This window comes from Colwellia sp. 6_MG-2023 (assembly GCF_030547765.1).
Classification (GTDB): Bacteria; Pseudomonadota; Gammaproteobacteria; order Enterobacterales; family Alteromonadaceae; genus Colwellia.
Window position 1 is genome coordinate 19,620 of record NZ_JAUOPP010000018.1, and the last position, 14,724, is coordinate 34,343.

Genomic DNA, 14,724 nt, shown 5'->3' on the forward strand with positions numbered 1-14,724 from the left:
ACCTAATTAAAATATAAAAAGCCTACAAGTGTGTAGGCTTTTTGTTTTACTGAATAACTAAAAAATTAAATGCCGTAAGCTTGACGATATTGAGTAATACTCGCTAAGCTAGCTGCTAACTCGGACTGAGTGTTTTGGTCATGTTCTGAGTTAGTTGCTAATTTTTCTTCAAGAAAGGTGACTACATCACCTAAAGTTACAATTGAAATCACCTGTGTACCAAAGTCACGTTCAACTTCTTGAATAGCAGATAATTCACCTTGTCCTTTTTCTTGACGATCAAGCGCAATTAATACACCTGAAAGCTCAGCGTTATGGCTTTTAATTATTTCCATCGATTCACGGATGGCAGTACCAGCGGTGATAACATCATCAACTAACATTATTTTTCCCTTTAGCTCAGCACCAACTAATGAGCCACCTTCACCATGTGTTTTTGCTTCTTTACGGTTAAAGCAATATGGAACATCTACGTTATGGTGATCAAACAACGCGACAGTTGTTGTTGTAGCAATAGGAATCCCTTTATAAGCAGGGCCAAATACTAGATCAAAATTAATATTAGCATCAACTAATGCTGCTGCATAAAAGCGTCCTAACCGGGCTAAATCTCCACCGGTTTTAAATAAACCTGCGTTAAAAAAATATGGGCTGGTACGGCCAGATTTTAATGTGAATTCGCCAAAACGTAATACTTGTTTTTCTAAAGCAAACTCAATAAAGTCACGTTGATAATCTTTCATTTTATTCTTTCCTATTGATATCAGGCTAAATTAACGCTGCTTTTTGTATTTCAAATAATTCATTAATACTGTTTTTAGCAAGGCTTAACATCGCTTGCATTTCTTCAAAGCTAAAAGGCTCTTCTTCAGCAGTACCTTGAACTTCAATTAACTTGCCTGTATCTGTCATAACAACATTCATATCTGTTTCGGCATTTGAATCTTCAGCATAATCTAAGTCAGATACCGGCTCACCTTTATAAACACCAACAGATACGGCGGCAATCATATGTTTAAGCGGGTTAGTTTTTATAATATCCTTGGCACGCATATAGTTAAGTGCATCAACAAGTGCCACACAAGCACCGGTAATAGAGGCAGTACGTGTTCCTCCATCTGCTTGAATAACATCACAATCAACAGAAATTGTATTTTCACCTAAGGCTTTTAAATCGACCGCAGCACGTAAGGCACGAGCAATTAAACGAGAAATTTCTAACGTGCGACCACTTTGCTTGCCTGAAGATGCTTCGCGGCGCATACGTGTGTGAGTAGAGCGAGGCAGCATACCATATTCAGCTGTAACCCAACCTTTACCTTGGCCCTTTAAAAAACGCGGCACACCTTCTTCAACCGAGGCAGTACAAATAACCTTGGTATCGCCAAATTCAATTAATACTGAACCTTCTGCATGACTAGTGAATTGACGAGTTATAGTTACTGGACGTATTTGTCCTAATGTTCTACCGCTTGGGCGCATGTTGTATTCCTAAAATGAAAAATCTATTAATTAAGCTTACTATTATAATCCAGCAAGGATTAATTTGAAATATAGTTAACAAAAACTAGATCTCGTTGTTTTACCTATACGTTAGGTAATATGTTAATTTAAATTTTAATAGTAATGGTCGCTTAATTTATACGGACGGATAAAGTCTAACAGTAGTGGATAAAAATATTGTAACGAGATAAGATCTTTAGATTTGATTGGCAAAGATCGCATCTTTTTATTTAAAAGGCGAAATTCGCCATTTTATAAAAACGTTTTATACTGAAGGTAACGTAAATTTTTTAATTAAGTTCTATTTGGGTCTTTGTTTTATATGGATTTATACAATTGACTATATTAAATAATTTTGTGATTTTTTATTTTTTAAGTAGATCGTAGGCAATTATTTATGACTAATACAAGTAAACTTTTTATAGCATTGTTCTCAATTCTTTTTTTAGAATCAATCGCGATAGCGTTTGTTTATAATACTTTTTTAGAAGCGATTGTTATAGGTTTACCAACCACGTTAATTGTTTTATGGCTAATTAAAACAGCGCCAGAAGCAACGTTAACAAAACATACCGCAGCAATTGCTGCAATGGTTTATGCTGCCTTGCATATTCATCAACTGAACGGCTTAATTGAAGTTCACTTCGAAATATTCATTTTAATGGCGTTATTGGTAATTTTTAGAGATTGGCGCGTGTTTATTTCAGCCATTGTTGTCATTGCAGCTCATCATTTTTCATTTTATTTCATGCAAAGCAGTGACATGCCTGTATATATTTTTGACCAAGACAAGTTAAAATTTTCTACTGTAATCATCCATGCTGTTTATGCGATAGTCGAAGCCGCTATTGCCGCGTTTATTGCTAAAACCTTATATGATGATAGTTTTGTTGGAACAGAGTTATCGACAGTCACTGAAAAATTAACCGCACATGAAGACTCAATTGATTTATCTGTTAGATCGAATGATAAGAGAAATAAAGTGTTAGGTAGTTTTAATAAGCTTTTATCGCGACTTGAAAATGTTATTTCTGAAGTTAAAAATCAAACTAGTGAATTAGTTGAACACTCAAATAATTTATTGAAAACTCAAGCAGCATTGACACTATCAGCTGATTCACGTAAGCAAGAAACGGACATGATAGCTACTTCTATTGAAGAAATTGTCGTCACTATTAATTCAATTGCTAATGAAACGGCAGAATTGAGTGATCAAATGAATCAAGTTAATGAGTTAACTCAAGAAACAAGTAGTAATATTAATAATATAAATCAACATAATCATGAGCTTGCTTCATCACTTAACCGAACGAATACCGAAATAGAGGGATTAGTAGAATCAAGTTTAATGATCACTACTGTATTGAATGAAATTACGGGGATTGCTGATCAAACAAATTTACTGGCATTAAATGCCGCAATTGAAGCCGCTAGGGCTGGAGAACAAGGGAGAGGTTTTGCTGTAGTTGCTGATGAAGTGAGAGCCTTAGCTAATCGAACTAAAGAAAGTACAGATAAAATAAGTGACACTTTAATAAAACTTAACAGTTCTTCTCAATCTTCAACTGAATCTATGAATCAGTGTATTGAAGCGGTAAATTCTATTATTGCAGTCTCTGAAATGACGAGTGAAAAAATATTGAGTGCTGTTGGCTTAGTTACCAATTCAACTGATATTGCCGTATTAGTTGCTACCTCAGTGGAAGAGCAGTCTTCAGTGATTAATGGTATTTCTCAAAATACAGAGAATATGAAAAACCTTGCGTTAGATGACGTAAAAGGCATAGAGCAACTTAAAGAAGAATCAGACCATATTAATCACTCAGCTGTTGTACTGAATGATAGTGTGAAACGTTTTTCTTAACTGTATAAATTACTAATTTAATGAGCCAAGTAGATAATAATGTGGGACGATATCAATATATCGTCTTCATTATTTGGTTAATTTTTATTGTGATTGCTGCTAAATATTTCCTCTATGACAGCTTAAGTTTATTTGATCCAGAAAATAGATTAAGCGGGGATTCGGCGGTTATTGTTGATGAAATAAAATCAAATTTAGTATTAGAGAATAATTTATCCAAGAAAACTATCATACATTTCACCAGTCAAGATTGCGCTTGTGCTGTTTATAGTGAAGATCATAAAAAAGCGACTAATCAGTATTCTATAGAGAATGATTTTGAAATAAAAAATATAGAACTTTCAGATAAACAACGTCATATTATTCCATCAACGCCAGCAGTATTAGTTTTAGATGAGCATGGGGAGTTAATTTATTTAGGCCCTTATGCTAAAGGTCTTGAATGCTCAGCAGGGCGCTCTATTGTTGATATAGTGCTAAAAAATTATGTTAAAGGCTTTAATGCTAATTTAATTATAAATAATGCCAAGGGCTGTTATTGTAATCTTTAATTTAATTTAATTTAATTTAACTTAACTTAACTTAATTAAGCTAAGCTTAATCATTATCTATAATGTTTGAAAGAAGGGCATAGTGAACACTATGCCCTTTTTGATAAAATATAGGTTACCAATAAGCAATTATTTTAATTTAACCTGTATTACGCATTCCTGTAGCAATACCCGCCATACTCACCATTAATACTTTTTCGTTTTCTGTATTTTCAGGTTGTGCTCTTAAGCGCTTAAGGGCTTCAATTTGTAAAAGGTGCAAAGGTGCTAAGTAAGGACGACGAAGCTCAAAAGAGTTCTGGTTCCAAGGGTCATTTTCTAAGGCTTCCTTTTGTCCTAATATAGCTAAGACGGTTCGCTTGTCTTGTACAAGTTGCTCACGTAATTCATCACCCATAGATTTAAGTGAATTATCGACTAAAGAAGTGTCATACAAGGCAGACATTTTACTGTCTGATTTAAAGTAGACCATTTCAGTTAATGAAATACGAGAGTTGAAGTAAGGCCATTGTTGTAACATTTCTTTAATTAGAACTTCGTTGTCTTGATAAGCCTCTTTAATCGCCGTTCCTAAACCAAGCCAGCTAGGAATAACTAAGCGGTTTTGACTCCAAGCAAAAATCCAAGGGATAGCACGTAACGATTCAATCCCGCCATCTGACTTACGTTTACTCGGACGTGACCCTAACGGTAAAGACGACAGTTCTTGCTCTGGTGTCGCTTGACGGAAGTACTTAACAAAGTCGTCATTACCTTGTACATATTTACGATAAGCTTGGCAGCTTGTCTCAGACATGGTATCCATGATATTTCGCCATGCTTGTGTTGGCACTGGCGGTGGATTAATTAAACATTCTAAAATGGCTGATGCGTATAAATGTAAACTACGGTTAGCTAAGTTAGGCGTACCAAATTTATGTCGGATGGTTTCACCTTGCTCAGTTACACGTAATCCACCATCTAAAGTACCTGGCGGCTGTGAGGCGATTGCAGCATGCGCTGGACCTCCACCACGACCAATTGTACCACCGCGACCATGGAATAATTTTAGCTCGATGTTTTTCTCAAAAAACACCTCAACTAGTTTTTCTTGGCATTTATATTGACCCCAAGTTGCAGCCAGTACCCCAGCATCTTTAGATGAATCACTATAACCAATCATTACGTTATGTTGCCCATCACAAGTAGCATGATAACTTTCAATGCTTAATAGCTCTGCCATCACTTGTGGTGCATTATCTAAATCTTCAAGTGTTTCAAATAATGGTGCTATTGGCATATTCCATTGCACACCCAAGGATTTAAGTAATAATTTAACCGCTAAAACATCACTTACTTGGCTGGCCATTGAAATAATATAAATACCAAAAAGCTCTGCAGGTTGCTCGGCAATTAATGCATAAGTATCAAATACCTCTTGTGTGTCTGCTGTCCAATTATGTTTGGGTAATAAAGGGCGTGGATTTTGAAGCTCGGCGAGTAAAAACTCACGTCGTTTATTTTCATCCCAATCGGTATAATTGCCAAGGTTTAATAATGCTGTTACCTCAGCTAGTGCACTGTCGTGTCGCTCACTATGTTGTCTAATATCAAGCTTAACTAACGAAATACCAAAGCTATTTACCTTACGAATTAGATCAAGTATTAGTGAGTTAGCAACATTGGTTAGCCCTACTGCTAGTAAGCTATTACGACATACTTGTAATGGCTGGCGCAATTGTTCAGAATTTGATAGTACGCTTTCTGTATAGCCCTCTTTTAACTGTTCAATAGAAGTTTTTAATAGTTGAATGACAGGTACTATTTGCTGTCGGTAAGGGCCACGAGAATCTTTATCTGCTTGTGTTAGTTCTGCAGTGGCTTTTGACATAGAAAGCTCTAAATAGAGCGCTTCAAAGTCACGTAAATACAAGGTACATGCCATTAATCTAGCATTAATTAAGGCTTCTTTACTCAAGTTTGCGGTAACGAAAGGGTTGCCGTCGCGATCACCTGCCATCCAACTAGCCATAGTGATTGGTGTATATTCTTCAGGTAAACGCTGTCCAGTGACTTTATAAGAAAAATCATCGAGTTCCCTCATAAATTGAGGAATAGCATACCAAAAATTGTCTGAAATACTATTGAGCCCCCAACGGGATTCATCGAGTGGACTTGGACGTTGTTGTCGAATTTCATCAGTATGCCAGGCTTGTTCAATTAACTCTTCAATACGAGGAGATAATGCATTGTCGGGCGTATTTAACGCTTGGCCGATTTGATTGTATTTGTGAATAAAGGTTCTACGGTTAATTTCTGTAGGATGTGCTGTGAGTACGAGTTCAATTTTTAACTTTTTCAGTGCCGCTGTTATTACATCAGGGCTAACGTTAGTAATATGACTTTCAAGCTCTTCAAGAGGATGGGCAAGGTCTAATTCACTCAAACCTTCTTCACTGGTAGTGTATTGTTGTTCGGCTACATTTAATAAATTTAAAAATTGACTGAAAGCTCTAGCGTAAATAAGTAGTTCTTTTTCGCCACAATGAGCAAATTTCTCTTGTAATGCGGCAATAGCAGCAACATCACCAGCAGCTATTTCTCTGCCTTCTAAGCGCACAGTTTCTATTCTTTGTAGCCATTGCTGACCTTGATCTACAGCAATGGTTTTACCTAATAGAGTACCTAAATCGCGTACATTTTGTTGGATAGGTTCTAACATAGAGTCCCCTTAATGATTAGTTTACAGCTAAAGAAGTAACCTCTATTCGGGTTGGAGCATTATACAAGAAAGTCGAGGTTAAATAATAAACACTAATTGATATTATCATTATCATCAAAATAAAAGTTATAACAAAGATAACCTATATATAATTTTTATAATAAAGATAGATATAAGGCTACATTATGCAGAATACAACGTTGCACATTCTGAAAAGAAGCGATATTACAATTGCTTGCTGCAGTCTTAAAAAAAACTGGTGTTAGCTTATATTAGTTAACTTAAGCTTATCGTGACTTCAATAATAAGCTTAACTAAGTGAAGCGCTAGCTAGATTAAACAAGCTCAGGCATAATTTACCTTTATTTGTAACAATATAAACAAGGGTTAACTATGATTTACAGCATGACTGCTTTTTCTCGTGTAGAAGTTAAAGGTGATTGGGGAAACGCCGTTTGGGAAATTCGCTCAGTTAATCAACGTTTTTTAGAAACTTATTTTCGCCTACCTGAACAATTTCGCGGTATAGAGCCTGTGTTACGCGAACGTTTTCGTAAACAGCTTAATCGCGGTAAAGTAGAGTGTAATTTACGTTTCAATGCCAATATTGCTAATAAAAGTGAGCTAGCATTAAATGAAAATCTTGCACTACAACTTTTACAACATGCTAATTGGATTAATGAGCAAACACTGAACAGCCAAATAAATCCATTTGAAGTAATGCGTTGGCCTGGTGTTATGGAGGCTCCTGAATCAGATATGTCTGCTATTCAGGCTGAATTACTTGCCGCGTTTGATCAAGCGCTTAAAGATTTTATTGCCGCTCGTGCTAGTGAAGGTGAAAATCTCAAAGGTATGATTGAACAGCGTTTAGATGCGATAACTGCTGAAGCTCATAAAGTACAAACCTTTATGCCTGAAGTCATTGCTTGGCAGCGTAATCGTATTATTGAAAAGTTTACTGATGCCCAGATTGATCTTGATTCAGGACGCGTTGAACAAGAATTAGTTTTATTGGCTCAAAAAATGGATGTTGCCGAAGAACTTGACCGTTTAAATAGTCATGTTGGCGAAACTAAAAAAATATTAGAGAAGGGTGGCGCTCAAGGCCGTCGTTTAGACTTTATGATGCAAGAATTTAATCGTGAAGCGAATACCCTTGGCTCAAAATCGATTAATACCGACATTACTGCTAGTGCAGTTGAATTAAAAGTATTAATTGAACAAATGCGAGAACAGATAGCAAATATTGAATAGCTATTTGTGAAGTTCAATATCTTTCTGTATAGCTATTAAAGCCTCAGTTTCTGAGGCTTTTTTATTGTTGAACATACCATTACACACAGTTACAACATGCATAAATAAATTAAAAATTTATACATGTATTGATTAAATGTATAAAAAGATAGATTTTCTATACATATAAATTTTATATGTATAGACTAACTTTATTTATATACATATTCTAAATTAATCGAAACTGGATACAGCATGGGTGAATTACCGTTAGCTAATATAGAACAATGGGAAACACGAGCCGTACTTAAAAAAACGGCTGTTGCCCATCGTTACTTAGCTGAATTAAAAGGGGTTGCAGAATCAATTCCTAACGAAGCTATCTTAATAAATACGCTTACCCTGCAAGAAGCAAAGCACAGTTCTGAAATTGAAAACATTATTACCACTCACGACGAACTATTCAAAGCGGAGCTACTTACTGAAGCGGCAATAAATCCAACCACCAAAGAAGTTCAAGACTATGCCATTGCATTAAGACAGGGCTTTGCTTTAGTTCGTGGTACAGGGTTAATTCGCTTATCTGATATTCTTGAAATTCAACAAACGTTAGAAAAAAATAAAGCCGGTTTACGTAAATTACCGGGCACAGAGCTTAAAAACGTTCAAACCGCTGAAGTTATATACACGCCACCACAACACCCACAAGATATTGAACGCTTAATGGATAACCTTGTGCAATATATCAATGACGATGAAATGTGCACAGCTGATCCACTGGTAAAAATGGCAATAATCCATCACCAGTTTGAAAGCATACACCCATTTTACGACGGTAATGGTAGAACGGGTCGTATTATCAATATGTTGTATTTGGTGGCACAAGAATTACTTGATTTACCCGTACTTTATTTAAGTCGTTACTTAATTGAAAATAAGGCCGGTTACTACCAACAATTGCAAGCTGTGCGAGACAGTGGTGAATGGGAGCCGTGGTTGTTATATATGCTCGAAGGTATAGCTGAAACAGCTAAAGCAACCATTGCTATGATTAAAAGCATTAAAGTACTTATGCGAGAGTTTAAACAAAAAATCCGTAAAGAATTACCTAAGATATATCGTCAAGAACTACTCAACAACTTGTTTAATCATCCTTATACAAAAATTGAGTTTGTTATGAATGACCTTGATGTAACGCGCTTAACAGCCGCTAAATATTTAGAACAATTAGTAGAAATAGGTTTATTACACAAAGAAAAAATAGGTCGAAGTAATTACTATATTAATCAGGCATTAGTTTCTTTGTTTGTGGAGCATAATGAATGATATCCTTGTCAAAATAGATCTTAAGAAAGTTTACCATTGCTTTATAAGCATGTAACAAATATTGCTTGATAAAGTAAATACTGAAAATATTAGATACGTCGTTTACAACGATATCCGTGATTGGCAGAGACGAGAAAAAGCCAACATCATTGATGCCTTCTTTAAATTCGCACAAGCAGAGCAACAAAGTGAAGCGGATGAATTAATCAAATCTGAGGGTTTGAATATAGCTGAAGCTAAACGTTATATATCAACTTCTTCAAAGCGTGAATACGCCAGTGAAAATGGCACTGAATTAAATTCTACATTGCCTAAAATGAGTCCGCTTAACCCGCAATTCAAAACCAAGAAACAAACAGTTTTTCAGAAAATAGCGGCGTTTATTGAGAAGTTTAAAGGCGTTGGTGGGAAGTTGCTGTAAATGATTCTGTTGTTTGCAATTAACTAGCAACTTAAATCAGGAATATTACGTAAAGAATAGGTAAATGGATAATGGCTATATATTAAGTAAATTTAACTCAATTACTTACAAGCTTCATCAAGATTAAAATAAGAGTAATAGAGTAATGGCTGAGCTTAAACCAAATAAGCACCTTATTTGATCGTGATAAATTTATGCTCTCAAAACACTTGAAAGATGCTCTCTCTAGCAGTTAAATTTATTTATCCACCGGCAAAGGTACAATAAAACGTGGTTACTTCTATAAAAAGTAACCACGTTTGTTATTAAAATTTAATTTAACAGAGGTACAAATAGCTCTTTTGGTAATTCTTGTGCATTAGGTGCCGACAAAGTCACCATTTTACTTTCTGGTATTAAGCCAGCTGTTGCTAACGCACTTTCAGGTTGTTCGTTTGGTACTGTTTCAGGTTGAGCTGATGCTTTAGGACTTGAGCTATCATCACAGGCCATCAACGAAAATGCAGCTATAATAAGCAAAATATATTTCATTATTGCTCCTTAATATTTCACCCAAAAACTAGCATTATCGTGAATTTCACTTAATGTTAATTTACCTTCTGCTTCAATCAACGCTTGAGTGACAGAATTACTACTGTATGCTTCGTCATTCCACCAAACAATTTCTGCATCATCAAATATGCTCATATCATGTAAATGCTGATCTGCACCTGTCGTATATTGATTCCAACCTGGAGCACGGGCAGGCATGACCATTAAAGATGGCGCAGGATTAGCTGTTCCACTACTACCATGATCATGATTACCGGTTTCAGTATCCCAGCTAACAGAGATTTCTTGATCGTTATCATTGAGGCAGTATTGTGTTACTGGAATAAATACCGTGCTGAATATTGCATCGGGTAATTTACCTCTAAAACTTACCGTGTAATATTGAGTGTCGCTATCTCGCTCAGTACCCGCTGTTTTAACCCAAGTGATTTCGTTATAACCCTGGTCAGCTTCAACAGCTGTTGCTTGACCAAAGACCGCATCAATGGCATGAACTGATGTAATGCTTGAAGGGACTTTAGCGACAATACGTATAGTATCTTCAGCGCCAGAAACTTCATCGGTACATCCATGTGGAATACTTAGTTCAACAATACTTGTTGTATTAGAAAAGTGAGGGCCTGCAACTATGCCAACATGCGCCTGAGCAGCTGTTGTAATTAAACAAGAGCTTGTTAATAATGTTGTTTTTAATATGCTTCTCAATTTATCTTCCTTTTTTTAATGTAAGCTGAGGGAGATTATAAAGAGAATAAATAAAAATAAAATGTGGTAAATTGTCGCAGTTATGCTGAAAAATAATAGTTCAAAACTTGATAATGAGTTTACCTCTATTTAATCTAACGTCAGCCTATTTAACTTTAATATATATCTGATTTAACGAGGTATTCTGTCGAGTTTAAGCGCTGTTCAGTAATTGGGTGAAGCAATGGATAGCCGCTTTTTGGGGGGATTAAGGCTGGAGGTAAACACTGAGTTGAATTTAAAAATCAATTAATTACCCTTCAGTTTCAAACTAGATAGATAAACTAGAATTTTATACGTTTAGCCAATAACAAAGTCGATAAAAACGAGAGCAGTACAAACAATCAGTAAAGCAAGTGAAGGCCATTTTATCCAGTGAGTTTTAAGCCATAAAATGCGCAAAGCACTCGTTTCTTCTACGTTTTTCAATTTTCCGGTTTGTCTTAATCGTAAGAAGTACATGTAAATGCCACTAAAGCTAAGAAAGCTTAAGGCAAGACCAAAGACAAACCAAACATACCGGTATATCCAATTTGAAAATGTACCAAAATGTAGTGGGTCTGCAGCTTCAGATATTCGCAAGTGCCAATTTAATTTATCGCCTTCTCGGCCACCAATGTATTCACCACTATGGCTATCAAATACTTTCTTATTAGCACGATCTCTGACTAAAAAGGCATGTTCTTGTCCATCAATTTCAATCCGTTGTTGTTCAGGAATAAAGCGTATTTGGTTAATAATATAGTGAGGGTGATTTGTTGCTATATATTCAACAGCCTTTGATAATGCTGTTGTAGATGGAGATGTTATTTCCGTTGATGGGACTGTTGTTACTTTATTTTCTATGATTGGATAACTAGCATTAGCTCCCCATTTTTCAGCTAAATACCAAGTGCCTGTGAGGCTAATGATCAACACAAGCCATAAACTCCATAAACCAATAATTTTATGTAATTCAGCCCAAAATAGACGCTTTGTACTAGCTTCTTTTCGTGGTGTTGTGGAAGGTACTAATGTTTTACTTGCATGGAAACTTGATTTTATACGACCCAATGCAAAGAAATATCGCCACCAATGTCGATATATATAAAATGAAGAGATGAATAGCAATAGCATTGCTAAGCCTAGGAAACCAACAATAGTAATTCCCCACTGTGTTGGTAACATTAAATGTCGGTGTACTTGTCGAAAAAATCGTTGCCAATTAAGCCATAGACCTTCACCTGTAATACGATGATCAAATGCATCGAGGTAAATTCTAAATCGTTCACCTTTAATATCACGTGCGATAACTTCAACATTATGCCATGGTAATTGCGGTCTATTAATACTGTCTATTTTGGTTTCAGGGAAGTGATAATTAACGCGAGTCAATAATGTTGGCCAATCTAATTTTTGGTCATAGGTTACTTGGTGTTCTGCTCGAATAGCTGAATTAGTTAACCAGTCTAAATCAGTTGAAATGGTTGCGAATGTTCCGGTTACTAACACAAAAGAAAGCAGCAGGCTTAAATGAAAGCCTGCCCAATGATGTAGTGAAAACCAATTTTTTTGTGTCATAAAATAGAAGGGTGAGTTTAAATAAATTTAAGCGTCATTTCCTTAAGGGATTAAAATTGGTAAGTTAATTGACCGATAACGCTGCGCGGACTACCAGGGAAGTGACCATTACGCTGACTGAAACCACTAACGGCATACTCTTTATCTAAAAGGTTGTCGATATTGATGCTTAATAGCAAATCGTCCCATCTTGTTGTCCAACTCATATCAAACACGGTAAAAGGTTTAACCGTTTGTCCAGCTAAACTATATTGTTTACTAACATAATTTACACCAAAGGCAATTGATGAATCAATAGTGCTTATTGCATATCGAGTCCATAATCCTGCTTGATGCCTTGGTGCATTAGTAAATTTACTGCCATCACCAAAAGAGTTGGTAATTGTATCACCTGTTACACCTTTAATGACTATAGTGTCGTTATATGCGTAGTTAGCGGTAATTGTGATATTGTCACCGAGATCACCAACTAGGGTCGATTCAAATCCGTTACTTTCTACTTCACCAATATTAAGTAATTCAGGAATTCCGTTATCACCAGCATTTTCGTCAGGGTTTGACATCACAACATTTTGTTTATTAATGCGATAAATAGCAAAAGTACTCATGATTTTGCCATCTAACCATGAACTTTTTATGCCAAGTTCAGTTTGTTTACCTGTTTCTGGCGCTAGTAACCCTTCATTAGCAACGCCTTCTTGATCGCTTGAAGATACAGGATTGAAACTCTCAGAGTAGTTGATATAAACAGACAAGTTTTCTTGTGGTTGATACGTTAAGGCAGCGCGTGGTGTTACACCATGGTCAGAGTAGCTATAATCTGTGGCTTTATTATATTCTTTAAAATTGTCGTAACGAAGACCGGCGATAAATGTCCATTGCTCATTAAATTTCATAACATCTTGTACATAGATACCATAACGATCAGTTTTGACACCATCGCCACCTTGGTCTGTTAAGTTGTATGTTGAAGGGTCCGTTAAACCATAGTTTAGTGTGAAAATATTAAGATTTGCGACACCATCGGCTTCGTACCGAGCGCGTAAGTAATCATATTCTGTATCAACATGATGAATATCTGCCCCGAATAATAATTGATGAGTAATATGGTCGCCGTCAATGGTATAAACAAAGTCTGTTGTTAAACTGCTTTCTTCATTGGCACGGTATTGTTTACGGTATTCACGTTTAATGGTTTGGTCGTCAATATTAGCTTCACCATCACTGTTTACATCTACCCACTCACGAGATTCATGGTAGGCTTGATCGCGTTCGTTATCTAAATATCGAAATGTGGTATTGACATAAAAATCATCGGTAAAATAATGATTTAAACTTGCTTGTAACACCAGGGCTTCCATATTTTGGTAGTCAAATTTTTCATTAGCGTTATACGATGGATCAACAAGAAAGTTACCTTGATCATCGGTAGGTACACCACGTAAGCGATTACCGCCTAAGTCTTGTTTAATCCAGTCAACACTGGTTGTTAATGTCGTTGCATCACTAAGATTAAAGGTTAAACCACCTACTATTTCAGTATTTTTAGCGTCTGCATTATTTCTAAAACTATCTTCTTGTTCATAAAAACCACCTAGGCGGTAAGCAATATCTTCAGACAACCCACCGGTTAGATCTAATGATGCACCGTAAGTTGCATTGTCACCAAGGGTAAACTTTAATACACGTTTTTCATTAAAACTTGGCTTTTTAGTCACGTAGTTAATCATGCCGCCTGGCTCACCACCACCATATAATGCTGAAGCGGGGCCTTTTAGCACTTCAACACGACTAACGTTGAAAAGTTGTGGCACACCAAAGCCTGAATAAGGATCGCCTCTAACGCCATCGTAAAAAACGTTTGCATCATCACGAAACCCGCGAAAAGTAACGCCTGAATAGCTAAATTCACTAACACCAGCAATAGAGCGATAAAGGTCGGTAATATCTCGTGCTGCTTGGTCAATAATAAGTTGTTCTGTTAGTACTTGTGCTGATTGTGGCAATTCTAATAATGATAAATCGGTTTTAGTACCAATTTTACTTTCAGTTTCTAAGTAATATTGCTGGGCTCGACCAACAACTTCAATTGTTTCTATTTTTTCTTTTGTTGCAGCGGATAAATTATCGGAAACAATAAAAGTAGACAGAGATAAACAAAGCAATATTTTTTTTCTTGTAAACATCATAACGCCTTAAAAAGCATAACCATCAGTAATAATTATCTAAATGGTAACCATTATCATTACTATAGGCAATAAAAATA

General features: G+C 36.0%; 12 protein-coding genes. 5 read left to right on the forward strand and 7 right to left on the reverse strand.

Annotated elements, in window-relative coordinates:
- Positions 1-65: 65 nt before the first annotated feature.
- Together pyrE and rph are read right to left on the reverse strand one after the other, a co-directional pair.
- A complete protein-coding gene (gene pyrE, locus Q4503_RS12190) occupies positions 66-743 on the reverse strand; it encodes an orotate phosphoribosyltransferase (RefSeq protein WP_215973998.1) in 678 nt (225 codons plus the stop codon).
- A gap of 25 nt (positions 744-768) precedes the next feature.
- The gene (rph, locus tag Q4503_RS12195) at positions 769-1,482 is read right to left on the reverse strand and encodes a ribonuclease PH (RefSeq protein WP_215973997.1); all 714 of its coding nucleotides are present in this window, start codon (positions 1,480-1,482) and stop codon (positions 769-771) included.
- A gap of 418 nt (positions 1,483-1,900) precedes the next feature.
- Between rph and Q4503_RS12200 the strand changes: the two genes are divergently transcribed.
- Both Q4503_RS12200 and Q4503_RS12205 read left to right on the forward strand, forming a co-directional pair.
- Complete coding sequence (locus tag Q4503_RS12200; protein WP_303602436.1) at positions 1,901-3,367, forward strand: methyl-accepting chemotaxis protein; 1,467 nt, start codon at positions 1,901-1,903, stop codon at positions 3,365-3,367.
- 89 nt (positions 3,368-3,456) lie between these two features.
- Positions 3,457-3,918 (forward strand): DUF6436 domain-containing protein, encoded by a 462-nt coding sequence (locus tag Q4503_RS12205; protein WP_303602437.1) that lies wholly within the window; start codon positions 3,457-3,459, stop codon positions 3,916-3,918.
- Positions 3,919-4,057: 139 nt separating this feature from the next.
- Here Q4503_RS12205 and ppc read toward each other — a convergent pair whose 3' ends face one another.
- Complete coding sequence (gene ppc, locus Q4503_RS12210; protein WP_303602438.1) at positions 4,058-6,619, reverse strand: phosphoenolpyruvate carboxylase; 2,562 nt, start codon at positions 6,617-6,619, stop codon at positions 4,058-4,060.
- Between the two features lie 393 nt (positions 6,620-7,012).
- Between ppc and Q4503_RS12215 the strand changes: the two genes are divergently transcribed.
- From Q4503_RS12215 to Q4503_RS12225, 3 genes are all read left to right on the forward strand, one after another.
- Positions 7,013-7,876 carry a YicC/YloC family endoribonuclease gene (locus Q4503_RS12215; protein WP_215973993.1) on the forward strand — a complete coding sequence of 288 codons (864 nt, stop codon included), beginning with the start codon at positions 7,013-7,015 and terminating at the stop codon, positions 7,874-7,876.
- 234 nt (positions 7,877-8,110) lie between these two features.
- On the forward strand, positions 8,111-9,181 hold the full coding sequence (locus Q4503_RS12220) for a Fic family protein (RefSeq protein ID WP_303602439.1): 1,071 nt from the start codon (positions 8,111-8,113) through the stop codon (positions 9,179-9,181).
- 61 nt (positions 9,182-9,242) lie between these two features.
- Entirely contained in the window at positions 9,243-9,602 is a 360-nt protein-coding gene (locus Q4503_RS12225; protein ID WP_303602440.1) for a hypothetical protein, read from the forward strand.
- Between the two features lie 312 nt (positions 9,603-9,914).
- Here Q4503_RS12225 and Q4503_RS12230 read toward each other — a convergent pair whose 3' ends face one another.
- The 4 genes from Q4503_RS12230 to Q4503_RS12245 all read right to left on the reverse strand — a co-directional run bounded on the left by Q4503_RS12230 (position 9,915) and on the right by Q4503_RS12245 (position 14,644).
- Positions 9,915-10,133 carry a hypothetical protein gene (locus tag Q4503_RS12230; RefSeq protein WP_303602441.1) on the reverse strand — a complete coding sequence of 73 codons (219 nt, stop codon included), beginning with the start codon at positions 10,131-10,133 and terminating at the stop codon, positions 9,915-9,917.
- A gap of 9 nt (positions 10,134-10,142) precedes the next feature.
- Positions 10,143-10,859 carry a DUF1775 domain-containing protein gene (locus Q4503_RS12235; RefSeq protein ID WP_303602442.1) on the reverse strand — a complete coding sequence of 239 codons (717 nt, stop codon included), beginning with the start codon at positions 10,857-10,859 and terminating at the stop codon, positions 10,143-10,145.
- Between the two features lie 339 nt (positions 10,860-11,198).
- The gene (locus Q4503_RS12240; RefSeq protein ID WP_303602443.1) at positions 11,199-12,458 is read right to left on the reverse strand and encodes a PepSY domain-containing protein; all 1,260 of its coding nucleotides are present in this window, start codon (positions 12,456-12,458) and stop codon (positions 11,199-11,201) included.
- A 50-nt stretch (positions 12,459-12,508) separates the two neighbouring features.
- A complete protein-coding gene (locus tag Q4503_RS12245; protein ID WP_303602444.1) occupies positions 12,509-14,644 on the reverse strand; it encodes a TonB-dependent siderophore receptor in 2,136 nt (711 codons plus the stop codon).
- Between the last annotated feature and the right edge of the window lie 80 nt (positions 14,645-14,724).